This window comes from Paenibacillus sp. OAE614 (assembly GCF_040546645.1).
GTDB classification, from domain to species: Bacteria; Bacillota; Bacilli; order Paenibacillales; family Paenibacillaceae; genus Paenibacillus_AQ; species Paenibacillus_AQ favisporus.
The window spans coordinates 979,814-1,004,543 of sequence record NZ_JBEPOD010000001.1 but is presented as its reverse complement, the minus strand read 5'-3'; the positions used below and the strand labels follow the sequence as shown (position 1 = coordinate 1,004,543).

Below are 24,730 nucleotides of genomic sequence, written 5' to 3'. Positions count from 1 at the left end.
CGATGAAAAAAGAATGGACTACACCTGAACTGGAAGTATTGGAAGTCAGCATGACGATGGCTGGCCCCGGAAAAGGCAAACCGGACTCTTTCCAACCGGACCCGGATGATCCTGTCTTCTACAGCTAATTCCAATTCATAACCGAGCGATCAGGAGCAGCCCTTGGTCCCAATTATATGGGGTAAGGGCTGTTCTTATATCCACATTCTTCTGACGAAGCGGAGAAAATATATGATCAAACCAGCGATATATACAGCCTTCGGGCTTACGATAGAAAGTGAAATCCCGCTGCCCGAGCTCCGGCCGGTCGGGCATTTCGGCCAAGATATCCAGGTGCGGATCGGCTTCGCCGACCTTCACGATGCCTGGGCACAGCGGGAAACACCCGTCAACAAATTCGCCGTAAGCGAGCAGCAGGTGATGTTCCGGATTCCAAAGCTGGCCGTGTTCAGCGCAGAGAACGGAACCGACATTTACGTCTCGCCGGAGGCAGACGCGGACGAGGATCAGATCCGATTGTATGTACTCGGGACTTGCATGGGGGCCATCCTGATGCAGAGAAGGATTTTGCCTCTGCATGGAAGCGCCATCGTCATGAACGGCAAGGCTTACGCCCTGGTCGGCCATTCCGGACACGGCAAGTCTACGCTGGCATCCGCCCTGCTGCAGCAGGGATGCCAGCTGCTGACCGACGATGTCATCGCCGTTACGATGGATTCGGAGCAGCTTCCACTTGTTGCCCCTGCCTATCCACAGCAGAAGCTTTGGCAGGACAGCCTTGACACGTTTGGCATGGACGCGGACGGTCTCCGTCCTCTGTTCGACCGGGAAACGAAGTATGCGGTCCCGGTTCTCGCCAAATTTGCATCCGAACCGATTCCTCTGGCCGGCGTTTTTGAACTGGTCAAAACAGACTGCGAGCAGCCCGAGATCCGGGAAATCGGGGGCCTGGAGCGCCTGCCGCTTCTCTACCGCCATACCTACCGCAGCTCGCTCCTCGCGGAGAGCGGTCTAACCCCGTGGCATTTTGAATGCACAACCCGCCTGTCGGGATCCGTGAACATATATCAGCTGCAGCGTCCCCTGGATCAGCCTACGATCGGCAGATTGACCGAGATGGTTCTGGGCGTTATTGGAGGCTGAGCAATCCAAATTCATACCGGGTATCGCCATCGCCGATCCATGACCAAGCCCTGTTCCATTGCTGGAAGCAGGGTTTTTTATGCAGCAGAAATGCTATCATCCCCTCTATCCATTCAACCGATAAGTCGTACCATACTCGCTGATGCTCTTCAAATAAATCCCCTTGACCGTATTGACAAGTTACCATAAAGTAACATATATTATATGTGACTAATAAGTAACGTATCCAAGGGGAGCGTACTCTATATGAAACTAAATATGAACATGACTAGGAAACACCCATTTTATGATATTGCCGTAATCGGCGGCGGGCTGACCGGTCTGACCGCAGCGATTTATGCAGCTCGGTCCGGGCGATCCGTCATCCTGCTTGAAAAAGACAGCCGCCTTGGCGGCTTGGCCCAAACCGCCAGAATCGGTGGAGCCTTGTTTAATTACGGCCCCCGTGCCATGTACGAAGGAAGCGCTGCGCTGCGGATTTTGGATGAGCTCGGCTGCAAACCTTCCTTGGGCAGCGGGACGAAAAATGCCATGCACGGCATTCTGGACGGGAAGCTGATCCATGCCACCGAAGAGCTGAATCTCGAAGAGCAGACGGAATGGAGTACGCTCATGGGAAGCCTGAACCGGATCGATCAGGAACCGGTCCGCTCGATCAGCATAAAGGAATGGGCTCTGGGGCATGTCCGCTCTGACCGCGTCCGCCAGTTCTTTTACGCCATGTGCAGACAATGGGCCTACGATGACGACATGGAGCGGTTAAGCGCAGGCTACGTTTTGGAACAAGGACAACTCGCCGGTCAAGGCGTCCGGTATGTGCTGGGAGGCTGGCAGAAGGTCATCGACAGCCTGCAGCGGGAAGCCGTCCGGGCTGGCGTTGTCATCGCCGCAGGAGCCGAAGCTGCCCAAATTATGCATGATCAGGGAGCGGTCACCGGCATCCTTCTGTCCGAAGGGACCCTCCTCAGAGCAGGCAGCATCATCGCCGCGGCCGGACCGCATGCGGTCAGCAAATGGCTCAAGGGTTCCGGCTTGCACAGCCGTTCGCTGGAGGTCTGGAAGGAGCAGTCTCACCCGCTGTACGTTTCCTGCCTGGACGTCGCTTTGAAACAGGTGCCCCATCCGGATCGGGCGTTTGTTCTCGGACTGGATGAGCCGTTCTATTATTCGAACCATTCGGCAGCGATCCCGCTCACAGAAGACGGTTCCCAAGTAATCCATGTGATGACATACCACGGCTCCAGTCCTTCCCGTGATCCCGAGTTGGTCCTGGGGCGGCTGAAGGAAAGGCTTGAGGCCATTCAGCCGGGCTGGGAGCGGGAAGCCGCCGCCGTCCGTTTCTCCCCGAATCTGCTTGCCGCTCATGCTTCCCGGCCTGCGCTGCGAAGCGGGGATGCTCCCGCACCGGGACCGGCCGTTCCGGAAATTCGCGGGCTGTACGTTGCCGGCGACTGGGTGGGCCGCGAAGGGCGCCTTGCCGATACCGCGATGACGAGCGCCAAACTCGCCGGTCTGACGGCCGCGGGCATTGATTGACGCGCCATGTAATAGTAAAAAGGACCTCCCCGAAGGAAGGTCCTTTTTATTGTGGTTCATCTATCGTATCGCCTGATTAAGAGTTGTCTCTTTGACGGGCCCGGGCCTCTCCGCCCTTGCGTCCGGCTTCCTCACGGCTCATTTTTCCGTCCCTGCCATCGCTATCGTTTCTCGCTTCTCCGCCTTGCCGGCCGATTTCCTGATAAAACTCGCGGTCATGCGAGTCTGATGTCGCCTCGCCGCCCTTACGGCCGATTTCCTCATAGAACTCACGGTCATGGGAATCTGCCGTCGCTTCGCCGCCTTTTCTGCCGATTTCTTGATAAAATTCCTTGTCATGCGTTTTGGCGGTTTGCTCGCCACCCATACGTCCGGCTTCTTCGACGGTCATCTTACGGTTATCTTTGTTATTTGCCATTTCGAATCACTCCTTCTAGGGTTTTGAGTGTTGCGCTTGCATTCATTACTTACCCGTGCCCCAGGATATGAAACATCGTATTTGTGCATAGATGGGTAATAACGATACGTAGCCCCTGCCCAAACCGCCGAGAGGAGAGAACCATGAAAAACCGCAGCATACTAGAGCAAACGAGCCATCGTCCGATACCTATGCCTGACGGGCCTTGGGTCATGAAGCAGGGTTGGAACGACCTGCTGTTCGCCCATTGGCCGGTAGAAGAACACAGCCTGCTCCCCTATATTCCCCCCGGCCTTGAGCTTGAGCGATGGGAAGGAAGGCCGTGGATCAGCGTCGCCCCGTTTCTGCTGGATCCGCTCCGCTTGCGGGGTATGCCGCCCGTACCGGGGACCCGGAAGTTCCTGGAGCTGAACGTTAGAACGTACGTGAACTGCAGCGGCAAACCCGGCATTTGGTTTTTGACGCTGGAAGCGTCGAATCCGCTGGCGGTCGCGGGGGCCCGCATGCTGGCCCGCCTGCCCTACCGCTACGCCCGAATGCAAAAGGGCCATCAGGAGGGATTCATCCAATATGTCAGCGAAAGGGATCGCGGGCACGGAGAGTCCCCGGCGGTATGGAAAAGCCGGTATCGTGCGGTAAACCCGAAGGTCTATCATGCCGAGCCCGGGACCCTCGTCCATTGGCTGACCGAGCGGTATTGTCTGTATTCCGCCGGATCCGACGGTGAGCTCCGAATCGGGGAGATTCACCACCTTCCCTGGCCGCTCCAGGAGGCCGGACTGTGGATCGAGGAGAACAGCCTGACGGCTTCGTTCGGCTTGGTCCATGACCCGGAGCCGGCACTGCTAACGTATACCCCGCGGCTGGAGGTACTGTTGTGGCCGGTACGGAAAATATAGATGGCCCTTAACAGTGAGTACGAGAATAGGAGCCTGCAAAAACAAAGGGGCACTCGGGCTGACCGCAGTAAGGCGATATTCTTCATATCACAATGCTGTAATGGGCTGTGCCGTAGTGCGCAATACCGTATTGTACATTACCGAATTGCGCATTACCGTATTGCGCATTACCGTATTGCGCATTACCGTATTGCGCATTACCGTTACCGCAATTACTACAATTCAGCAATTCAGCAATTACAGCAATTCAGCAATTACAGCAATATCGCAATCCGCCTTGCCGCAAATCCAAAAGGCAGAGAATCCTCTCAGAGAGGACGCTCTGCCTTTTCCTGCAAAATCCAGCGGTCGGATGCTTATACAATGTGCCTATAGCGTATGCCCGATGGCGCGTCGAAACTTTTCGAGCGCCTGACGAACCGCATGGGGCGTATCCAGCGTCAGAACGCTGTCGGCCAGCGAACGGCAGGCTTCCCGGTCGAGAGCCGACAGTTCTTTTTTGATGACGCCCAGCCGTCCTGACTCCATGCTCCACTCGTCCAAACCGAGCCCCAGCAGCAGCGGGGCGGCCAGCGGATCGCCGGCCATCCCGCCGCACATGCCGGTCCATTTACCCGCCCGATGGGAAGCTTCGATGACCTGGCGGATCAGCTGCAGCACCGCCGGGTGGAAATAATCGTACAAGTATGCGACCTTATCGTTCATCCGGTCTACAGCCAGCGTGTACTGAACCAAGTCGTTCGTACCGATGCTGAAGAAATCGACCTCACGGGCAAACGCCCCTGCCATGACGGCTGCCGAGGGCACCTCGACCATGATTCCCGCCTCGATGCGCTCGTCGAATGCCGCTCCGCTGAGCCTCAGTTCTTCCTTCGCCTCCTCCAGCACGCCCTTGGCTTCCCGCCACTCCTGCAGCCCGGAAATCATTGGGAACATCACCTTGACGTTTCCGAATGCGCTGGCCCGCAGCACCGCGCGCAGCTGAACCTTCAGAAGTTCCGGCCTGCCCAGGCCGATCCGGATCGCCCGATAGCCGAGGAACGGATTGTCCTCCCGCGGCAGATCCAGGTACGGCAGCGCCTTATCGCCGCCGATGTCCATCGTGCGGATGATCACCGGGCGGCCATCCATGGCGGCCGCCGCCTCCCGGTACGCACGGAACTGCTCCTCCTCGCCCGGCATGGCCGGGGCGTTCATGAACAGAAACTCCGTGCGGAACAGCCCCACGCCGCCGGCGCCCTGCGCGGCGGCGGCCTTCGCTTCGGCGGCCGTCCCGATGTTGGCCGCCAGCTCCACGCGCGTCCCGTCGGCGGTCACCGCCGGACGCGCGGCGTAACGGGCGAGCGCGGCGCGCTCCCGCTCGCCCTCCTCCATCCGGAGGCGGCTCTGCTCCGCCTCCGCCTCGCTGGGCCGGACGATGCAGCGTCCGGCCGCCCCGTCGACGGCGATCAGATCGCCGTCCGCGATGCCGTCGATGGCGCTGCCGGCGCCGACAACGGCGGCAATGCCGAGCGAGCGCGCCAGGATCGCCGTGTGCGACGTCGCACCGCCGGAGCGGGTGATCAGCCCCACCACCCGCTCCGGGTCCAGCTGGATCGTGTCCGACGGCGCCAAGTCGTCCGCCACGAGGATGACCCGCTCCGTAATCGCGGATAACCCTCGGTCCTCTTTCGCCGCCAAAGCGTTCAGCAGACGTCCGCCAATGTCGCGGATATCCGCGGCCCGCTCTTTCATATAGTCGCTGCTCATGGCCTCGAACACGCCGGCTACCTGTTCCACGATACCGGCAACGGCCTGCTCCGCGGGCACCCGCTTCTCCTGCACCCAGGCCTCCATCTTCGGATAGAAGGCCGGGTCATCCAGCAGCCTGCGCTGACCCGTTACGATCCCGGCCTGGTCTTCACCGAGCGTCTCCGCCGCCTTCGCCGCCAGCTCCTCCAGCTGCCGGGCACACCGGCGCTTCGCCTCTCCCAGCCTGGAGAGCTCAGCCCGAATCGCCTCCGGGTCGTCGGGAAGCTCCGCGGGAGCCGGCGCACCGCCGGCCTCTTTCCGCCGGTAGATGAAGGCCGGCGCGATCCGTACCCCTTCCGACACGCCGATGCCTTGAAGATACAGCGTGTCCATCAGTCCTCACCGAACTTGCCGTCCACGAGCTCCGCCAAAGCGCGGACCGCTTCTTCGTCTCCCGGTCCGGCGGCTTCGATCGTTACGACCGATCCCGCTTCGAGGCCAAGCGTCATCAGCTCCAGCATGCTTTTGCCGTCGGCCCGGCGTCCATCCTCCGTTACGACCGCCACCTGCGCTTCATATTGTCCCGCCCGGTCCGAGAACTGCTGAGCCGGCCGCACATGAAAGCCCTGTTTATTCCGTATGGTCACCGTTTGTGTAATCATGTTGCTCCTCCCCTTTATGAAGCCGGTCACGCCAGCAGCGCGATCCGGCCCTTATAAGCTTCGATCAATGCCTCGTTATGCGCGTCGGCCCCATCGATGTTGCCGCTCAAAAATACCGGCGGCGTAAGCCCCTTGTCGAACATGATCCCGATCGCCTCCGCGAATACGGCGTTCAGAATCGCTGCGCCAATCACCGTCGAGCTGGGCGCAAAGGCGACCTCCATGCCTGGATACCGAAGCACCGCATCCCCTTTAACGGAGAAGTTGTCGATGACCAGATCGACGGCGTCGGCCAGATGCCGGCCGCTCTCATGGCGGGATGGTTGGCTCTTGGAATACGCCAGGGAAGTTATGCCGATGGTAAAGGCGCCTTTCTGCCCGGCCATTAGCGCAACATCCACCGGTACCGGATTACGCCCGGAGGTAGACAGCACGAATACCACTTCGCCTTCCCGGATATCCTGCTCATCCATGAAGTCTGCCGCAAGGCCGTTCTGCCGCTCCAGCTCGGATGAGCGCACTGCGCCTTCGTGCAGCATCAGCTTCTCCACGAAGATGGGACGGATGGGAGCAAGCCCGCCGGCCCGATAGAACACTTCTTCGGTGAGGATATGCGAATGCCCGCAGCCGAATAAATGGATGATGCCACCCTGCTCTATACAATCCGCGACCTTAACGGCAGCTCTCCGGATCTCCTCTGCCTGCTTCGTCCGTACCTTATGCAGCAGCTCGCCGATAATGTTGAAATACGCGTTCATCAGCATAATTCCTCCCCCTTCGCTTCAAAATCCAGCTTCCTTCTGGCCTGCAGCACCATGTCCGCCATCGCGTCCAGGCTGCGTTCGATGATCCTTTCCCCTTTCGCCCGGCTGGCCCGGGTGGCGTCGCCAAGCACCGCCGAAGACGTCATCTCCTCCCAGGGCGTGGGGGTGCAGTCTGCGTCGGCAGGGATATGCGGATTCCCGTCGATCGCACGGTCCATGTCCACATGCTCTTCAGCCAAATACAGCATGTAGGACGTTTCGATTTCGTCGGCATGCATGTAGGTGCCATGAACCGCAGGCGTTTCCCGGACTTCTGCGGTCACTTCCTTCGTTCCGGGATAGAAGAAATAGAATACCTTCAGGTCCGGCACCCGTTCATACAGCACCCTCGCGGCCTCCTTCAGGGCGACGGCATTTCCCAAATGGCCGTTAACCATGGCCAGAATGCGAAAGCCCTGATTGTGCAGGCTTTCCCCGATATCGGCAAGGAGCCGAATCAGCGCCTCGTTAGACACGTTAATGCTCCCCGGAAAATGTCGCAGGCTCCACACCTGCCCGTAAGGCAGCGTCGGCAGCACGAATCCGCCGGTGCGCGCAGCCAGTTTGTCCGCGAGCCGTTCGGCAAGCAGATTGTCCGTGCCGAGGGGAAGATGCGGGCCGTGCGCTTCCACGGCGCCAACCGGCAGTATGGCCGTGCGGTGCCGGCGGATCTTGTCCATGACGTCAGCCGAGTTTTCATGCTCGAATTTCATGACCCTGCCCCCTTACTTTTTGAATGTAAAGCAGCGGGCCGGGTTGGCGACAAAAAACTTCTCGATCAGCTTTTTGCCGTCAAGCCCTGCTTGATCCGCCTCGTCGATGAATCGGGGCACCCATTTGCCAATGATATATTCCAGCCCCAGTCCATGATCGTAATGCTTGTAGTAGGTTTTGCGGGCGGTGTCCCCGCTGATCAGGATTTGGTCTTCGTACCCTTTGCGGACGAGATTCAGAATCAGTGCGATCCGCGTGCTTTCAGGCGCGTATTTGATCTTGCCGATGCCGTCAAAGCTCAAAAATGCGCCGGTTGCAGCGATTTGCTCGTGGTAATACGAATCCGGATTCCGGTCCATGTGTCCGAGGCTCAAATAAGACAGGTTTACGCCTTCGCTTCTCAAGAGCTCAATCTGCTCCAGCGCCATCGTGCCGACCTCCGTATGGGAGTGGACGGGAGCTTTCGTTTCGTGATGCGCCCTTGCCACGGCCCGCAGCGTCTTTTCCTCCAAGGGCGTGATCCGGTTGTAGCCCGTTCCGAACTTGACCTGGCCTGCCTTGAACGGCGTCCCTTCAAGCCCTTCCTCAACCTCGCGAATGACGAAATCGGCCAGCTCGTTGATCGTCTTCGCCTCAATCCACTGGGCGTAGGTATCATAGGGCCCGATAAGGGGCTTCAGCTCTTCCTTGATGCCCGCGTCCCACAAAAAGCTTTTGTTGAATCCGGCCGTCCCGACGATCCGGATACCCGTCTCGCGGGCGATCTCCTCTACGGCATGAACATCCCGGCCGTAGTCGACCGCCGTTGCATCCACGATCGACTTCCCCCCGTACCGTTTGAAATCCAGCACGTCCAGCTTCGACTTCTCCTTGTCGTCCAGCAGCAGATCGTCTTCCCCCCGCTCCTGCCAATAGGCCGGGCGGCATACGATATGCTCATGGGAGTACGTAAACCCGAGCTCCTTCGGATCAATGTCCCCGTGAAGTGTGCGAATAAAGCCCATAATCGTTCCTCCTCCATTCTTGGTGAGTGGTTGGTGTCGTTGGTAAGATCCGGCTGAATACAAGACCCGCTATGGCCCAGGAAAGACGGCGCTCCGACCGCTCGCCGTCTTCCGTTTGGCCGGTTTCAAATATCCATTTCAAAAGAGCAGCTTGGCGATAAAGTGCAAAATCGGACCAATGATGAACATATCCGAGTCAGCGGCCCACATGGCCGTGTCCGGCACGGTTGAAGAGATCAGGAAGCTTACCATGACAAACTGCCCCCAGGCTACAATCGTCGATGTTACGAAGCCCCCGATTACCGCACCGCGCACGCCGCCCGTCGAGTTGCCGAATACGCCGGCCGTCGCCCCGTGGAAGAACAGCACGATCATCGTCGGTACAAAAATGTAGGACACCGTGCTGCCGAGCACGAGCAGCCAGATGATGGCCCCGGCGAAGGCGCCGAGGAAACCGAGCACAACGGCGTTCGGCGCGTAAGGATACACGACCGGGGCATCCAGCGCCGGCTTGGCCCCGGGCACCAGTTTGGTCGCAATCCCGTTAAAGGCCGGCACGAGCTCGCCGACAAACATCCGCACCCCCATCAGCACGATAGCAATGCCGCCGGCGAACGTAAATGACTGGATAATGGAATAAATGATAAAGTTCTGGTCTCCCGCCTTGGCGATCAGGGCAGCGGCCTCCGGGGTTCCCTTGGTCGACAGAATGATCGCTCCGATCAGGAACAGCACGCCCATGCTGAGCGCCGTAATAACGTTGGAGTCACGTAGAAATTCGAATCCCTTCGGCACTTTGATCTTCTCGGAATCGTTCTTTTTGTTACCGAGCACCTTGCCCAGCAGCGCCGCCAGCAGGGCAACGGAGGCTGAGGTGTGGCCCAGAGCGATGTTGTCGTTCCCGGTAACCTTTCTCAGGAACGGCTGAACCAGGGCAGGCTGGAAGGTCCAGTACAGGCCCAGAATGACGGCGATGATGACCACGAGTTTCCATACCGGAACGCCGGTGCCTGCCGCATGGACGATGACGCCTGCAAAGATCGTCGAGGTCCAGAACATCATATGTCCGGTCAGGTAAATGTATTTGAACCGGGTAAACCGGGCCAGCGCCACGTTGATCAGAAAGCCGACCAGCATGGCCAACGTGACGGCGCTGCCGAATTTGGCGTTGAAGGCTTCCTGGCCCATGAAGCTGCCGAGCGAGCTGGTCTTCAGGCCGAACACTTCCTTCCACATCGGTTCGAACACGTTCAGCGCATTCACGATGACGTCCGAACCCGCTCCTATGATGAGGAAGCCGATGATCGCCTTGAACGTCCCGCTCACCAGCTGGCTGGTCGATTTTTTCTGAAGCATGAGGCCGACCAGAACGATGAAGCCGAGCAGTATAGCAGGTGTTCCGAAAATATTGGTTGCGATCCAATAAAGCACGTCCATGGATGGACACCTCCTCGGTTAGGTCAAGATAGGGCTTACAAGGCTTCCTCCAGCTTTTGCTTGATTTCGTCATTGTCGAAGTAGTTATTGACGACGATGATCCGGGCGGAATGGCCCTCCAGGCTTTGCGCCAGCTCATGGCTAGTGATAATATAGTCGGCCGCCGTACCCGAAGCCGTGGAGACATCCGTATGCTCCACGTCGGCGCTGACGCCCATCGCACTCAGCACATTTTCCACGTTCATCCGCAGGATCAGACTCGTTCCTTGTCCCAAACCGCATACGCATAATACTTTCATTGCTCATTCCCCCTAATGATTTGTTGGATAGCTTCCACATCGGCCGCCTGTTTGAACTGTTCCAGATGCGCCGGACTGCTCAGCAGCGTCGTCAGCTGGCGCAGCAGGGCGATATGCTCGCCGCTGTCGGACCCGCCAAGGGCGAATACCAGCTGCACCGGATCGTTGGCGCTGTGGCCGAAGATGACCGGTTCCTTCAGCCGGACAAAAGACACCGCGGCCTCAATCACGCCGTCCTGCGCCCGGGCGTGCGGCAGGGCAATACTCGGGGCAAGGACGAAATACGGGCCCCTCTCCCGGTAGGAATCCACCATTGCGTCGGCGTAACGTGCTTCCGCAGCACCCGCCTCCGTCAGCAGCGCACCTGCCAGCCGGATTGCCTCCTCGGCGGATGCCGCTTCCGCATCCAGCGCAATGAGCGGAGGTTCAAGAAATTTCATGTTCATCTCTCCCGTTCGGATAGTTTAGCCGGAACTTGAAGCCGTCCCGATCTGTTTCAGTATCTGCTCCTTCGTATGCGCCTCCTTCAGCCGGTTCAGGCCGGCTGCGTCCTTCAGCATGCCCGTCAGCTCGGACAATGCCTTTAGATGCGACTCTCCGTCGATGGCCGCCAGCACCAGAACGACCTTCACCTGGTGGCGCGCTTCCCCGGAAAAAGCCACGGGCCGCTCTAATTGCAGAAGGCTCATCCCCAGCCGCTTCACGCCATCCTCTGGCCGGCCGTGCGCGATGGCGATTCCGGGCGCGACCACAATGTATGGGCCGAGGGACTCCACTTTGCCGATCATGGCGTCGATGTAGCCTTCGTCGATGTATTCTTCCGCCAGCAGCGGCTGGGCTGCTTCCCGGATCGCTTCACGCCAGCTAGTACTCTCCTGCTGCAGGCGGATCATCGGCGCGGGCAGCAGTTCGGCCAGAGAAGGCTTGGGCCGCTCGCCCAGCCATACTTTGCTCCGGCCGCCGGACAGGTAGCGGCCGAGCTCGTCGGCGAGGCCCGCTTCGTCGGTCACGTCGGCGTGCTTACGGACGATATCGAGCAGTGCCTGCAATGAGCTCGCCTGTGTCCTTTGGCCTCTGCCGCCCGCCTTGTTCACCCTGCCGAGCAGATTCTCTTTGTCCTTGTCGCTGAGGATCGAATGGACGACATAAACGGGCACTTTGCTGTCCGGCAGCGGGACTGTTGAGAAAATTAAATCGACCCGCTCCTGGAACTGCTCGTATTCCCGCAGGGAAAGCATCGCGATAATGTCCAGAGTGGAGAAAAGCCCCTCCAGCTGGGCCTTCAGCATTCTCGATGCCGAGATCCCGTTCACGCAGACGATCGCCGCCCTCCGCCGGGCCGCCGGCTCCATTTCCTCCCGGCGCAGCCACCCGCCGAAATGCATGGCCAGATAGCTGATCTCGACGTCGCTCAGCTTCCGGCCGACCAGCTCCTCGAAGGCATATGCCGAGCGCCGGGTGAGCTCAAATAAATCGCCGTATTTACTGCGGATGTCCTCCAGAAGAGGATTGACCAGCTCCAAACCGTATATGATCCGGTAATACGCCGGCTTCAGGTGAACCAGCAAGTCCTCCTCCACGGCTTCCCGGCCGCCAAGCCAGACGCAGGCGCTGCGCTGGAACGCATCCGTCATCTCCCGGGCCGCGTCCCGCAGGCGTCCGATAATTTCATCCGAGCCTGTCAGCTGCTCCATCCGGTTCGCCCTTGCCCCAAGCAGATGCATCGTAAGGTAAGCGTTTTCTTCTTCCGGCACCGAACTGCCGAACAAGCGGCCAAGGCCGTCCGCAATTCGGGAAGCCGCGTCATATTCGGGCGTCTGCCGAAGCACTTCCCGCTCGTCCTCATCCACGCGGATCACCCGGCCGGACTGGATCCGGCGGATAAACAGCAAAAATCGGGTGGTCAAATGAAAGAGCATCTCGTCGGTGAGCTCCACGTTCAGCATCCGCTCGCTGGCTGCGATCAGCCGGTAGATCTGACGCCGGATGCCTTCGTCCGTATTCTCCGGCATGATGTCCCGCAGCGGATCCTGCTCTCCCCAGTAGCCCGTACGGCTGACCGCCTGCTCCCAGCTGACGCTGCCGGCAAGCTGATCGCAGCAGCGGGTCAGCTCTCTCCTGATCCTCGCCTCTTCGCCGTGCACTTCGTAGCCCCGCTTCCGGTCATACACCACCTCGAGGCCGGCCGTCTCCAGCTGCGCGCGGACCGCATTCAAATCCTTCAGCACCGTCCCCCGGCTGACTTGGAGCAACTCGGTTAGTCGGTGGATAAAGACGGGACTCTTTGCCGTGAGCAGCCGGATCGCGATCCAGGCAAGCCGCTCTCGCTGGGACAAATAATACTGCTGGGCCGCAGAACTCTCTGCCCCTGCCGTGTCCGGGATCGCCCGGCGGCTGGCCTCCGGCAGAGAATAACCGGCCGTGCGCACGTACTCGACAGGGGGCAGCTCCAAAGTCTCCAGCCAGTCATTGATTTTGTTCATATCGTAATACACAGTTCTTCGGGAGATGCCGAGCCTCTGCGTCAGTTCATCCAGCGTCACGTAATCGTCCGTCTGCACCAGCAGTTTCAGTATTTCGGTACTGCGTTCATCAAGCATTCCGGCATCCCTCCTGTCATTGACGAAATATGTCGTTCCTTGTGACTCGATTATACCTATGGCCCTGCTGCGAATGACAGTTCAATTCCTGGAAGTCCGGTTTGTGCAAAAATGAATACTATCGATTTCCAGCACTGTATTTATCGGCTATCACACGGATCCGTCCAAGATGATGTGGATATTTCGGATGACAATCTATGTAAAGGATGGTAAAAAGGAGAATAGATACCAGGAAGGGATGATACAACTGTGAAAAGGTCGACGGCATGGTTCGCATTATCGTTTGTGTTCATTTTTTTCAGTGCGCCGATGGGTTACTTCTTCTTCAGGAATATATTTTTTTACAATATGAACTTGACCGGCGAATACGAGACGCTTCTGTACTGCACCCTGCTCTCCCCGCTTCTTATCGGCGTCCTCATGTTCCTGGTCGGTCTTGCCGAGCTGAAGCAGAACCGCTAAAAGAAGACCCTCTGCCTGTTGGCAGAGGGTCTTATGGTTTCATCGTTTCATCTATTCATTTTAAACCAAAGATAAGCTGAAAGGCGGCATTAGGCCCGCTGTCTTCTGGCCGAACGGTCATCGCTCAGCAGCCACATGTGGTAGAAGTATTCGAAAATCCCCGCCACGATGGTGATAACCAGCATATCCGTATAAGACAAGGACCACAGATTCGATGCACGCACCGCCCAAAGCATGAGAAAAACCAGAACAGCATCGCACAGCGTGGAAACGATATTATTCTGGGAAGCGCGGAGAATCAGCAGGTCGCCGACCAAATAGGAAATGACGCCGATCGCCAGCGCCGTGGCCAATGCCCCCCAGATCGTTGCCGTAGAGAGTACCAACAGCATCGCCGTGATCACAACCAAATGAGCCACCAATTTAACGGCAAATTTCCCCATATCCCTGACCTCCTTTCCTCATTTGGAATGTTTTTCATGTAAGTTATAAACAGGTTCGGGTGCTTTAAAACTATCAACTGCCTTGCAGAAAATCGTTCATTTTTATTACCATGTGCCAAAAGGTCTGTTTATATGCACATGGACTTGCGCACAAGCCGGTTTATGCCATATAATGACCACAGTCATTTATGACCATGGTCATTTTTTATATTGAGGTGAACGGTTTGCTGAGAGACCAGAAGAAGAAGAGCACCCGGGAAAACATTACCCGCAATGCCATTCAAATGTTTAAGGAAAAGGGCTACGACAACGTCACCGTGGAGGAGATTGCCGCCGCGTGCGGAATCGCGAAAGGAACCTTTTTTAACTATTTCCCCAAAAAAGAGCATGTGCTCCTGTATGTAGCCGATTCGTACGCCGGCCTGATGGACGACATCGTTGCGCGTCATCAGGATGGTCCCTTGAAGCAGCGCGTTTTGCGAATCCTGCGCGACCTGCTGCACATTTATATGCAGCATGAGGAGCTTCTGCGGCTGACCTTGATGGAAACGATCAAAGCTGAAATCGTATCAGGCAGCGAATCAACCAACATTTCGAATTTCAAAAATGCACTGCGCCGGGTGATGGTGGATGCCGGAGAACAAGACCCGCAGCAGCGGCTGTCAGACCCCGAGCTAAGCGCAGGAGTGGTGGTTGGACTGTTCTTCCAAACGCTGATAACGCTGTCCTCCAAGATGAATGAAGACGGGATATACGGATCGATTGAACGGCAGCTGGATGCCGTGTGGGAGGGAATCGGAAGATGAAACGGCTGAAGCGGATCGTACAAAGCAAAACCTTTATGATTTTGGCACTATTGCTTGTTTTTATTTATCTGAATAACACCTCCCTGCTGGCCAAGCCCCGGGATGGTTCCCCTTTTCTGCTCGCCCATCGCGGATTGGCCCAAACCTTCACGATGGAGGGAATCACGAACGACACCTGTACCGCGGAACGAATTTATCCCCCCGAGCACCCCTATCTGGAAAATACGCTTCCGTCCATGGAAGCCGCATTTCAGGCCGGTGCCGATATGGTGGAACTCGATATCAAGCTGACGAAGGACGATCAGATCGCCGTGTTCCATGACTGGACGCTGGACTGCCGCACCAATGTGAAAGGCATGACGACGGATTACACGATGGCCGAGCTGAAAAAGGTTGATATCGGCTACGGTTATACCGCCGACGGCGGACAAACGTATCCGTTCCGTGGAAAAGGCGTCGGGCTTATGCCGACGCTGGATGAGGTGCTGAAGCAATTTCCGGACCGGTCTTTTCTGATTCATATGAAAAGCAGTGATCCGAAGGAAGGCACCCGGCTGGCGGATGCGATGTCGGCGCTGCCCGAACAGCGGCTGAAGCAGCTCGCCTTCTATGGCGGAGATGAGCCGGTTGCGGCTCTCAAAGCAAAGCTTCCCGAAGCCCGCGTCATGTCCATCGCCACGATGAAGCGCTGCCTGATTCCGTATCTGGCCGCGGGATGGACGGGGTACATGCCTTCAGCCTGCAAGCATACGGAGCTGCATATTCCCGAGAAAATCGCCCCGCTCCTGTGGGGATGGCCAAACCGCTTCCTGAACCGGATGGACAAGGCTGACACGCGGGTCATCGTCGTCGGCGGCGACGGCAGCGATTTCTCATCCGGCTTTGACAGCCCCGAAGACATAAAGCGGCTGCCGGCCCATTACAGCGGCGGCATCTGGACGAACCGCATCGACCGGATCGCCCCTTTATTTAAAGGCAGTTCCGCGGAGGAACCCGCCACTTAGATTCCTCTTAAAGCCGGGCCTCTCCCGAAATGATTTCAATATCCAGCTGCTTCAGGGCGTCGATCCATTCCCTGGAGCAGCCCGCATCGGTGACGACCATCGAGATCTGCGTAAGCGGTGCGATCTGGGCGAAGGTGGTGACCCCGAACTTGGAATGGTCCGCGACGAGAATAGCCTCTTCCGTACGCTCGATCATTTTGCGGGACAGCAGCGCTTCTTCCAGATGATAATCGGTGATCCCATCGGTCAGCGATATGCCCCCTGCCGAAATAAACGCCTTATTCACTTTGAAGCGATCGAGCAGCTCATGGCTGATCATCCCCGTAGCCGCCTGATGCTCCTGATTGATCTCGCCGCCAGCGAACACGATTTTCCCCCGAAACCCCTCGAGGGCAAGGTTCAATATCGGCACGGAGTTGGTGATGACCGTGACCTGGGAGCGCTCCATCACATTCCGCATAATTTCCAGCGTCGTGGTGCCGTTGTCCAGCAGCACTGTCTCCCCGTCTTCAATCAGTGAGGCCGCCAGTTTGCCGATCTCCTGCTTTTCGCTGCGGTGCATCAGGGAACGGTTCGTAAACGTCGGCTCCGTGAAGCCGGAACGGACCCGGACCGCGCCGCCGTAAACTTTCCGAAGCTTGCCTTCCTTCTCCAGGCGGTCGAGGTCCCTGCGGATCGTTTCTGTCGAAACGCCAAACATCTCCGCCAGCACGTGCACGCGGACTTTCCCTTCCATCCCCAATTGGCTGAGAATGGTCTCCCGCCGTTCCTCATAGGTTAAGGACATATCGAAACCCTCCTTTATACCAAAAGCTTAGTATTGGACACATGTGGTTTTCATCGCTTACATGTGTTTTGTTGTTGTTTCTATTAAGTGTAGTTGGCGATGGAGAGGAATGTCAAACCTCGAAAAAAATGAATTGACAGCAACCTTGTCCAGGACTAAAATCAACTAAAACCACATAAATACACATAATACAACATTCATATATGTGGTTTGTTAAATGAACGTAAAATGACGAGGGGGACACGTGAGATGAGCAAGAGCTTGTCTTTTCGAAAGGACGGCACCTTTACGATTGTACAGTTTACCGATTTGCATTGGATGGACGGCAGACCTGAGGACCAGCGCACACGTGAGATCATGGAACGGGTCATGGATGCAGAGAAACCGGATTTGGTCGTTATCACCGGAGACGTCATTTATACCGGACCCGTGTCCCCGGGAAAAAAAGAATGCGAGCATCCCCAGGAAGCCTTCCGGGATGCGGTCGCTGCCATGGAAGAACGCGGCATCCCGTGGGCGGTCGTCTTCGGCAATCATGATACGGAAAACCGGATCAGCCGGGACGAACTGATGCAGACTGTGCTGGAGCACCGGCACACGGTAACAGAGCCCGGTCCAGCAGACTTGAGCGGGTCGGGCAATTACACGCTGGAGCTGATTGACGCGGAGGGGCGTCCGGCCGCCAACCTGTATTTCCTTGATTCCGGGGATTATTCCAGCCTCGAGCAGGTCCCGGGGTACAACTGGATCCAGCGGGACCAAACCAACTGGCTCGCCGCTGAATCCGCCAGGCTGAACCCGAGCGGGCAGGCGGAGAAGCTGCCTGCGCTGGCATTCTTCCATATCCCGATTCCTGAATACCAGGAAGTATGGGACACCCAAGTCTGCTATGGACATAAATACGAACGGGTCTGCAGCCCTCCGGTTAACTCCGGACTGTTTGCAGCACTGGTCGAAATGGGCGACGTCATCGGCACGTTCTGCGGACACGATCATATCAACGATTACAGCGGAACGCTGCACGGTATCCGCCTGAGTTACGGGCGGGCCACCGGCTGCAATACATACGGCAAAGAAGGATTTATGCGGGGTGCCCGCGTCATCCGCCTGTCCCTTGGCGAGAAGGACTTCGATACCTGGCTCCGGCTGGAGGACGGGTCCGCCGCTCTGGAACAGCCGATTCATGAACCCGATACCCAAGGAACCAACTAAACAACCAAGGGGCTGACTCATTTTGTTATTACCGATTGTCCTTGTTATTGCTTCCGGCATGGCCCATGCCGTGTGGAGCATGTTCACCAAGCGGAGCCGCAGCAAAAGCGTCTTTCTGTGGTCTATCATGATGGTCGCGACCATTCTGCTGCTGCCGGTGCTGATCACCGAGCTCTGGAAAAATCCGATGAACGCCGTTTCCTACGGCCTGCTGCTGCTTTCGATGCTGCTTCAGGCCGTCTATTCCTGGCTCTTGTCGAAAACCTATGAGCTGGGCGACCTGTCGCAAATCTATCCGATCATGCGGGGCACCAGCACGCTGCTCGTCCCTGTGATCGGCGTCCTTTTTCTGAACGAATCGCTGTCCGTCTTCGGCTGGCTCGGCATCCTCTGCATGCTCGGCGGATTCGCCGTGCTGAGCGGCATCGGCTCCAACAGCCGCAGCGGCGGGCAGCAGGCCCAAGGCTTGAAGCCCGTGCTGATGGCTTTGTGCGTCGGGCTGTGTACCACCTGCTACGTCTTCGTCGACAAGCTGAATCTGGAGCATGTCTCTCCGATCGCGCTGCTGGAGGTGACCAACATCGGATTTGTGCTCGGTCTGACTCCGGCCGTGATCGCCTCCGGAAAAATTGTCGAGGAGTGGAAGGCCAACAAAACTACGCTGCTGCTTGGGACGGTTTTAAACCCGGGCTCTTATCTGCTGTTCCTGTTCGCCATGTCTCAAGCGCCGATGGCCCATATCAGCCCGCTAAGGGAGATCGGCACCATCTTCGCCACTTTCCTCGGCGTCCTGCTTCTGAAGGAGCAGCAGGGATTGCGGCGGATGCTGTGCTCCGTCGTTATTTTTGGCGGCATTGTTCTGATCGGCATGCTGGGCTGAACAGTTGGCGCTAACGGGCGATTTGTTCCAATATGAATGTAAAAAAGCGCGCCTAGGGCGCGCTTTTTCGCTAAACCATAATCCCGTTTTAGCCGGTTACACCCTGGCCCGCGATCGGGAACCATCCTGGCGTATTGACGATTTTGTGCCATAACGGATCAGCAATCCCCAGTTTTTCTTGATCGTGTAACGTGATCTCGGTTCGGATTTCGCTTTCCCTGCCTTGCGTTACCTTTTCAACCCAATCCGGGTCGATAATCAGCTCACGTCCCAGTGCTATAAGCGGGACTCCCGATTGCAGCGCTCTAAGCGCCTCATCAGGTGTGCGGATCGATCCTACACCGATCACGGGAACTCTTTGCCCGGCGAGCTCATTAATCATCTCCATCCTGGAGCGATTGTCCTCTACTCCACGTCTAGGCTTAGACCAGAAGTCCATTAAAGAAACATGCAAATAATCCAGGTTTTTATTAGCGAGGGCATCCACCAGTCTTAGTGTATCCGCCATCGTAATGCCAGGCGTCATTTCTTCTTCCGGCGAAAACCGGTATCCTACGAGAAACGGCCGTTTTGCATGTTCAGCCACTGCTCTGTTCACTTCATCCACTACAGCAAGCGGAAACGCCATACGCTTGTCTAGATTTCCTCCCCAACGATCATCACGCCGGTTGGTGTATGGCGAAAAAAATTGTTGGATCAAAAACCGGTTGGCCCCGTGAATCTCCACCCCGTCGAAACCAGCCTCGATCGCCCTCCGGGTGCTGGCGCCGAACGCACGGATGATCTCTAATATTTCCTGCTCTTCAAGCGCCCGGGGGATCAAGCTCTGCCCCTCCTTTGCAATCGCGCTCGCACTTACAATCTCACCGTTGGGTACCGCCTCCGGCAAACCTTCGCGTCCCCCATGAAAGATTTGCAGAATGGCTTTGGCCCCGCGTCTCTTCATGGCTGCAGCCAGGCGCTGCAAGCTTGGGATCCGATCGTCATGGTCCGCTGCGATTTCTCCTCCGAATACTTTGCCGCTCGATGTGACGATCGCGCTTCCCGTGACCGCCATTCCAACACCGTTCGAACGGCTTTCATAATACGCGATGACATCATCCGTTATCGTACCGTCTTGCCGGAAATAAGAAATTGTCATGGGCGCAAGAACGACACGGTTCTTGACTTCGACGCCATTTTTGAAACGATAAGGCTCCATTATAGGCTGATATTTAGGGTTCATGTGCGTCTCCTCCTTCATATGTCAGGGATAGGTCCCCCTGGTAGAGCCCATTGTAAAAGTTGGAGTCGAATCGAAGTCAAGGCACCTTACGAGGAGCCGTTGTATGAATAAAAAGTAAGCTGACCCCGTTTGACTTGGAGTCGGCTCCAAGATATATAATGCACTTAAGTTTCCATTACAGGAGGTGCAGGATGATGACCGAGCAAACGTTCACGATCAAGCAAACCGCGGAGCTGACTGGACTTTCCGAGGACACGATCCGTTATTATGAAAAGATAAAGCTGCTCCCTCCGCCGGACAGAAAGGATAACGGGCATCGCGTCTACCGCCGGAAGGATATCCATACGATCAAATTAATATCCTGCCTGAAAAAAACGGGGATTTCCCTGGAGGCCATGAGGCCGTTCCTGAAGGCATCCGGTAACCCTGATCCCGCCGAATATATTGAGCTGACCCAGACTTTAAAAAGCCAACGTGAACAGATCGTCGAGCAAATCTCCTCACTTCAGCAGCTCGTTGATTTCATTGACGTTAGACTAGAAGATGGGCCTCCCAGCGGGGAATATTTGGACCAAAACCCGGACGGCGGTTTGGAAGACCGATTAAAAGACAGTTTAGAAGACAGTTTAGAAGATGACTTAGCAGACCTTAAGCAAATAGAAGCAAAGCCCGTTTCCGTCGAGGAGATGAGCTATTTTCCACAGCTGCGAAAACGGGCAAACCGCCGAATCCGATGAGACAAGCAGCGCTGCTTCATGAAGTGCCGCAAACACGATTGGTTCAAAAAAAAGGCAGCAGCCCAGGACCTTTTTTCTGTCCTCGCTGCCGCCGTTTTTTCGGCCTCAGTCCTACCACACCGCCATGCTTGTTCCGATTAGTTTACGCTTAGCCGTTTGCCGTTTAAGGCAGACTGCCGAATCGTTTCTAACAGCCGGTGCAGGCGGGCGGCTTCGTAAAAATCAGGGGCCTGAAACGTCCCTAGACGAATATCCTCTGCCATGACCTGATGTGCCTTCATCACGTGATTCACGATGACTGAAGGTTCTTCGGTCTCGTCGTACACCTTTTGGAACGTCTCCTGATCTCCGTAACCCTCAATATGTCCTGACGGGTACAGCGCCTGCTCGACCACCAGTCCACCAAACTGAACATGCCCTTGCGACTGGGGCTGGGAAATGCGGATGACCCCTTTCTCTCCTTGAATCTCCAATTCAAATTTCGGATAGGTTCCGCCTTGAATATGGATTGATACCGACGCGCCGTTCTCGAGCGTGCCATGAACCATAATCTGGTCGGCTGTATCTTTGGGTACCGTCTCCCCGGTTCCCAGTACCTTGGCCTCCGAATAATTGCTGTTCATGGTTGCGTAGACTTCTTTCAGATCTCCCAGCACAAATCCAAACGCGTCGAGCGAGTGTCCCCCGTTAATCGCCAGCAGGGTCGCTCCATACTTCTCCTGAAGCAGATAAATGTTGTTCCGTTCCGTAAACCCTCCCTTGCCCGGCGTAGACACCGACATGCTGGCGGATAACACCCGGCCGATGTCTCCGCGAGTGATGCGGTTTTTCGCATCCATCAGCGCAGGCGACTGTCTCGCCTGGAGGCCAACGGCATGATGAATCCCCTGTTCCGAAGCAAGCTCCGCCAATTCCTCCGCCTCTTCTGGCGTGACGGTAAGGGGCCATTCGCTGTACACATGTTTCCCCGCGGCGATGGCCTCCTTGATCATTTCATAATGATGGGGAACCTTGACGCTGACGACCACCAGATCCACATTCCCGGACCGCACTAATTCGCGGTAGTCGTCGAAAGCCTGGGCGACACCCAGCTTGGCCGCGCTTTCCCGGGCGCTAGTCATATTCGAGGTGGCAATGGCTGTAATTTCATGGCTTGCGCTTCGCGTCAAAGCCGGAATGTGTGTTTTGCTGGCCCACTGATTGTTTAACGACCCTCCAATGATCCCGGTGCGTATTTTTTCAGAGCCCTTTATCTCCATTTCTCTTCTCCTCCTGCCTTTATGATTCTTTACAGTTCCAGTATACTGGGATTGAGATATCATGAATAATGCATGTTATCAATAGAGTCATCATCATTTTTGATACCCTGGAGGTCGATATGGATATCGATAATATGAAAGCCTTTGTCAGCGTTGCCGAGCTTAAAAGCCTGTCGGCCGCAGCCGTCAAGCTGAACCATCTCCAGTCCAACATGACGGCCAAGATCAAAAAAATCGAAGCCCATTACGGACAGCAGCTTTTCATCCGGAGTGCCAAAGGCATGGAGCTGTCGTCGGAGGGGCGGAAGCTCTACCGCCAATATAAAAAAATGCTTGTTTTATGGGAAGAAACCGAGCTGGATATGAGCTATAGGGAGATGAAGCTGCGGATCGGCACCATGCAGTCCGTCTTTGGCAAAGAGCTCACCGATGCACTGACCCGTTTATATGAAAATCACGCCGATCTGTCCGTCACGCTAAAGACCGGGACGACGCAGTCGATGGAGCACGAATTGCTCCAAGGAAACATCGATTTGGCCTTTACGATCGGCAGGACCGACTCGCCGCAGCTGAGTTACAAAAAACTGGGTACGGAGGAGATGGTGCTCATCGGCAAAAAGTTCGCCGGCGGACAAAGCCTGGAATGCGCCCTCCACGGGGAGAACTGGATCATTTTGACCCGGGACTGCCTGTACGCTGCGATTCTGGAGCGGCTTTACGCCGAGCTTGGCCTGGAAAAAGGAGAAAGCACCGAAGTGGGGATTCTGGACACCCTCCTTCAGCTGACCTCTCTTGGGATGGGCATCTCCTTGATTTCCAAAAACATCGTGATGCAGCACGGATTTTCGGCGTTTGCCCAGCTGCCCGAACCGTTCCGCTATGTAGACAAATATTTGGTGACCCGCACGGGATATGAGATGTCCCCCCTGGAAAAAAGTTTTGTGGAAACAAGCCATTTTTTATAAAGAAATGCCTATCGGTACAGACTGCATTCAGCGGCAGCCTTCATGCGATATACGAGTGCCGAGTCTCCGAGGCCTGTCCTTTCTTATATCTAATGATAAGGCATCTAAAAAACCGGGTCCCCTCTCATGCAGCTCTAGAGGAGACCCGGCTTTTGTTGTGCCTTGCTAACGTCATTTATTCAGGCAAAGTAATAATGGAATCCGGTGCTTACAGCAGTCCCGAACCTTTAACTTGGTTGTAGAATTCCTGGAACTGCGGAATGTTGAACTGCTGGGCCGCGTCGGACAACGCCGTAGCCGGATCCGGATGCACCTCGACCATCACGCCGTCCGCGCCGGCAGCCAGAGCCGCTTTAGCACAAGGAGCCATGATGTCTTTGCGGCCGGTGGAATGGGTCACGTCGACCAGTACCGGCAGATGCGTTTCCTGCTTCAGAATCGGTACGGCCGAAATGTCGAGCGTGTTGCGCGTCGCTTTTTCGTACGTGCGGATGCCCCGCTCAATCAGCATGATCTGCGTGTTGCCCCGGGATAAAATGTACTCAGCCGCGTGCACGAATTCGTCGATGGTCGCTGCCAGCCCGCGCTTGAGCAGTATCGGCGTCCGGACGTCGCCCGCCGCCTTCAGCAGCTCGAAGTTCTGCATGTTTCTCGCCCCGATCTGGATGACGTCGATGTAATCGCATGCCAGCTCGATATGAGCCGGATCCACGATTTCGCTGATCGTCTTCAGCCCGAATTCGCTAGCCACTTCCTTCAGAATTTTCAGGCCTTCGATGCCAAGCCCCTGGAAATCATAAGGCGAGGTTCTCGGCTTGAAGGCGCCGCCGCGCATCACCGTGATGCCCGCTTCCTTCAAAGCGGCCGCTACGGTGCGGACCTGCTCATAGCTCTCAACCGAGCATGGCCCTGCGATCATGACCGGCTTGCCGCCGCCGATCGTTACATCGCCCAGCTGAATGACGGTATCCTCCGCCTTTTTCTTGCGGCTGACGAGCAGGTGCTTCTTATGATCGACCTGCTGCAGTGTCAGCGTCGCTTGAAAAATCTGCTTGAACAGATGCCGAACCGTCTCATGGTCGAACGGTCCTTCGTTGCTGGCCACGAGCTTCTCGAGCATTTCCTTTTCACGGACCGGATCAAACTTCGGCACGCCCTGTTTTTCCTTCTCTACACCAAGCTCCTGTGCGATCCGTGCCCGTTCGGACAGCAGCGACAGCAGCTGAAGATTCACCTCATCCAATTGATTGCGCAGTTCTTCCAAGCGCCCTTGACTCATCTCTCATCTCTCCTCACCTAGTGTTAAAAAATATAAAAATCAAACAAAAAAAGACCCCTGTCCGCCAAGGGACGAGGAGTCGTGGTACCACCCTTATTAGACATGCACACGTGTAGGCTGCACATCTCACTTGAACCTTTTAACGCAAGGGAAACGGGTATTCCTACGTCCTGCATTCCTCATGCAGGGAATCAAAATACCGGCTCAGGAATGAACTTCGGCGGGCAGTGTCCCTCGGATGCTTCCAGTCTATCGGCATACCGTCCCTGGCAGGAGCTTTCTCCGCTTACTCTTTCCTTCACAGCTTGTGTCCTATGAATTAGCTCGAACTAAAATTTAAAAGCATTGTATTACAATCGGTGGAAGGGATGCAAGATCACAAGGTAACGCGTTAACGAGGTGAAATAGTGAAAATCAACGCCTTT

General features: G+C 56.4%; 26 protein-coding genes. 11 read left to right on the top strand and 15 right to left on the bottom strand.

Annotated elements, in window-relative coordinates; all coding sequences use genetic code 11:
• Positions 1-2: 2 nt before the first annotated feature.
• From ABIE48_RS05100 to ABIE48_RS05090, 3 genes are all read left to right on the top strand, one after another.
• A complete protein-coding gene (locus tag ABIE48_RS05100) occupies positions 3-128 on the top strand; it encodes a paeninodin family lasso peptide (RefSeq protein ID WP_105441696.1) in 126 nt (41 codons plus the stop codon).
• Between the two features lie 103 nt (positions 129-231).
• Positions 232-1,143, top strand: coding sequence for an aldolase (locus tag ABIE48_RS05095; protein ID WP_145025140.1), 912 nt, complete (start codon positions 232-234; stop codon positions 1,141-1,143).
• 246 nt (positions 1,144-1,389) lie between these two features.
• A complete protein-coding gene (locus ABIE48_RS05090; protein ID WP_192715157.1) occupies positions 1,390-2,679 on the top strand; it encodes a phytoene desaturase family protein in 1,290 nt (429 codons plus the stop codon).
• 76 nt (positions 2,680-2,755) lie between these two features.
• On the opposite strand, the gene ABIE48_RS05085 is transcribed toward ABIE48_RS05090, so the two are convergent.
• The gene (locus tag ABIE48_RS05085) at positions 2,756-3,097 is read right to left on the bottom strand and encodes a KGG domain-containing protein (RefSeq protein ID WP_145025143.1); all 342 of its coding nucleotides are present in this window, start codon (positions 3,095-3,097) and stop codon (positions 2,756-2,758) included.
• Between the two features lie 143 nt (positions 3,098-3,240).
• Here ABIE48_RS05085 and ABIE48_RS05080 point away from each other — a divergent pair, with 143 nt between their 5' ends.
• A complete protein-coding gene (locus ABIE48_RS05080) occupies positions 3,241-3,996 on the top strand; it encodes a YqjF family protein (RefSeq protein WP_192715158.1) in 756 nt (251 codons plus the stop codon).
• 369 nt (positions 3,997-4,365) lie between these two features.
• Here the strand turns inward: ABIE48_RS05080 and ptsP are convergent, their stop codons facing one another.
• The 9 genes from ptsP to ABIE48_RS05035 all read right to left on the bottom strand — a co-directional run bounded on the left by ptsP (position 4,366) and on the right by ABIE48_RS05035 (position 13,246).
• The gene (gene ptsP / locus ABIE48_RS05075) at positions 4,366-6,120 is read right to left on the bottom strand and encodes a phosphoenolpyruvate--protein phosphotransferase (RefSeq protein ID WP_192715159.1); all 1,755 of its coding nucleotides are present in this window, start codon (positions 6,118-6,120) and stop codon (positions 4,366-4,368) included.
• Complete coding sequence (locus ABIE48_RS05070) at positions 6,120-6,389, bottom strand: HPr family phosphocarrier protein (RefSeq protein WP_076170389.1); 270 nt, start codon at positions 6,387-6,389, stop codon at positions 6,120-6,122. Before ABIE48_RS05070 ends, ptsP begins: the two co-directional genes overlap by 1 nt.
• 26 nt (positions 6,390-6,415) lie before the next feature.
• The gene (locus ABIE48_RS05065; RefSeq protein WP_076170792.1) at positions 6,416-7,150 is read right to left on the bottom strand and encodes an SIS domain-containing protein; all 735 of its coding nucleotides are present in this window, start codon (positions 7,148-7,150) and stop codon (positions 6,416-6,418) included.
• Entirely contained in the window at positions 7,147-7,905 is a 759-nt protein-coding gene (locus tag ABIE48_RS05060; protein WP_145025150.1) for a creatininase family protein, read from the bottom strand. Before ABIE48_RS05060 ends, ABIE48_RS05065 begins: the two co-directional genes overlap by 4 nt.
• Before the next feature lie 12 nt (positions 7,906-7,917).
• A complete protein-coding gene (locus ABIE48_RS05055) occupies positions 7,918-8,910 on the bottom strand; it encodes a phosphotriesterase family protein (protein WP_145025152.1) in 993 nt (330 codons plus the stop codon).
• Between the two features lie 138 nt (positions 8,911-9,048).
• Positions 9,049-10,347 carry a PTS ascorbate transporter subunit IIC gene (locus ABIE48_RS05050; protein WP_192715160.1) on the bottom strand — a complete coding sequence of 433 codons (1,299 nt, stop codon included), beginning with the start codon at positions 10,345-10,347 and terminating at the stop codon, positions 9,049-9,051.
• Between the two features lie 35 nt (positions 10,348-10,382).
• On the bottom strand, positions 10,383-10,646 hold the full coding sequence (locus ABIE48_RS05045; RefSeq protein ID WP_116232338.1) for a PTS sugar transporter subunit IIB: 264 nt from the start codon (positions 10,644-10,646) through the stop codon (positions 10,383-10,385).
• The gene (locus ABIE48_RS05040; RefSeq protein ID WP_192715161.1) at positions 10,643-11,086 is read right to left on the bottom strand and encodes a PTS sugar transporter subunit IIA; all 444 of its coding nucleotides are present in this window, start codon (positions 11,084-11,086) and stop codon (positions 10,643-10,645) included. Before ABIE48_RS05040 ends, ABIE48_RS05045 begins: the two co-directional genes overlap by 4 nt.
• Positions 11,087-11,110: 24 nt before the next feature.
• Complete coding sequence (locus ABIE48_RS05035; RefSeq protein WP_354518425.1) at positions 11,111-13,246, bottom strand: BglG family transcription antiterminator; 2,136 nt, start codon at positions 13,244-13,246, stop codon at positions 11,111-11,113.
• Between the two features lie 249 nt (positions 13,247-13,495).
• Here ABIE48_RS05035 and ABIE48_RS05030 point away from each other — a divergent pair, with 249 nt between their 5' ends.
• Positions 13,496-13,708, top strand: coding sequence for a hypothetical protein (locus tag ABIE48_RS05030; RefSeq protein ID WP_105441705.1), 213 nt, complete (start codon positions 13,496-13,498; stop codon positions 13,706-13,708).
• An 89-nt stretch (positions 13,709-13,797) separates the two neighbouring features.
• On the opposite strand, the gene ABIE48_RS05025 is transcribed toward ABIE48_RS05030, so the two are convergent.
• Positions 13,798-14,151: a DUF2512 family protein gene (locus ABIE48_RS05025; protein ID WP_076170396.1), complete on the bottom strand. Its 354-nt coding sequence runs from the start codon at positions 14,149-14,151 to the stop codon at positions 13,798-13,800.
• Positions 14,152-14,375: 224 nt separating this feature from the next.
• On the opposite strand from ABIE48_RS05025, the gene ABIE48_RS05020 reads away from it, so the two are divergent.
• Together ABIE48_RS05020 and ABIE48_RS05015 are read left to right on the top strand one after the other, a co-directional pair.
• Complete coding sequence (locus ABIE48_RS05020; protein ID WP_354518423.1) at positions 14,376-14,957, top strand: TetR/AcrR family transcriptional regulator; 582 nt, start codon at positions 14,376-14,378, stop codon at positions 14,955-14,957.
• Complete coding sequence (locus ABIE48_RS05015) at positions 14,954-15,961, top strand: glycerophosphodiester phosphodiesterase family protein (protein WP_145947047.1); 1,008 nt, start codon at positions 14,954-14,956, stop codon at positions 15,959-15,961. Before ABIE48_RS05020 ends, ABIE48_RS05015 begins: the two co-directional genes overlap by 4 nt.
• 7 nt (positions 15,962-15,968) lie before the next feature.
• Here ABIE48_RS05015 and ABIE48_RS05010 read toward each other — a convergent pair whose 3' ends face one another.
• Positions 15,969-16,748 (bottom strand): DeoR/GlpR family DNA-binding transcription regulator, encoded by a 780-nt coding sequence (locus tag ABIE48_RS05010; RefSeq protein WP_145025158.1) that lies wholly within the window; start codon positions 16,746-16,748, stop codon positions 15,969-15,971.
• A gap of 249 nt (positions 16,749-16,997) precedes the next feature.
• Here ABIE48_RS05010 and ABIE48_RS05005 point away from each other — a divergent pair, with 249 nt between their 5' ends.
• Both ABIE48_RS05005 and ABIE48_RS05000 read left to right on the top strand, forming a co-directional pair.
• Entirely contained in the window at positions 16,998-17,960 is a 963-nt protein-coding gene (locus ABIE48_RS05005; RefSeq protein ID WP_192715163.1) for a metallophosphoesterase family protein, read from the top strand.
• A 22-nt stretch (positions 17,961-17,982) separates the two neighbouring features.
• Complete coding sequence (locus ABIE48_RS05000; protein WP_313958098.1) at positions 17,983-18,840, top strand: DMT family transporter; 858 nt, start codon at positions 17,983-17,985, stop codon at positions 18,838-18,840.
• 88 nt (positions 18,841-18,928) lie between these two features.
• Here the strand turns inward: ABIE48_RS05000 and ABIE48_RS04995 are convergent, their stop codons facing one another.
• Positions 18,929-20,065, bottom strand: a complete 1,137-nt coding sequence (locus tag ABIE48_RS04995; protein ID WP_192715164.1) for an NADH-dependent flavin oxidoreductase — start codon at positions 20,063-20,065, stop codon at positions 18,929-18,931.
• A 191-nt stretch (positions 20,066-20,256) separates the two neighbouring features.
• On the opposite strand from ABIE48_RS04995, the gene ABIE48_RS04990 reads away from it, so the two are divergent.
• Positions 20,257-20,802, top strand: a complete 546-nt coding sequence (locus tag ABIE48_RS04990; RefSeq protein WP_145947044.1) for a MerR family transcriptional regulator — start codon at positions 20,257-20,259, stop codon at positions 20,800-20,802.
• 137 nt (positions 20,803-20,939) lie between these two features.
• On the opposite strand, the gene ABIE48_RS04985 is transcribed toward ABIE48_RS04990, so the two are convergent.
• A complete protein-coding gene (locus ABIE48_RS04985) occupies positions 20,940-22,061 on the bottom strand; it encodes a Gfo/Idh/MocA family protein (protein WP_192715165.1) in 1,122 nt (373 codons plus the stop codon).
• Between the two features lie 119 nt (positions 22,062-22,180).
• Between ABIE48_RS04985 and ABIE48_RS04980 the strand changes: the two genes are divergently transcribed.
• Complete coding sequence (locus ABIE48_RS04980) at positions 22,181-23,026, top strand: LysR family transcriptional regulator (RefSeq protein ID WP_192715166.1); 846 nt, start codon at positions 22,181-22,183, stop codon at positions 23,024-23,026.
• A gap of 208 nt (positions 23,027-23,234) precedes the next feature.
• Here ABIE48_RS04980 and ABIE48_RS04975 read toward each other — a convergent pair whose 3' ends face one another.
• A complete protein-coding gene (locus ABIE48_RS04975; RefSeq protein WP_076170406.1) occupies positions 23,235-24,305 on the bottom strand; it encodes a bifunctional 3-deoxy-7-phosphoheptulonate synthase/chorismate mutase in 1,071 nt (356 codons plus the stop codon).
• Positions 24,306-24,730: the final 425 nt, after the last annotated feature.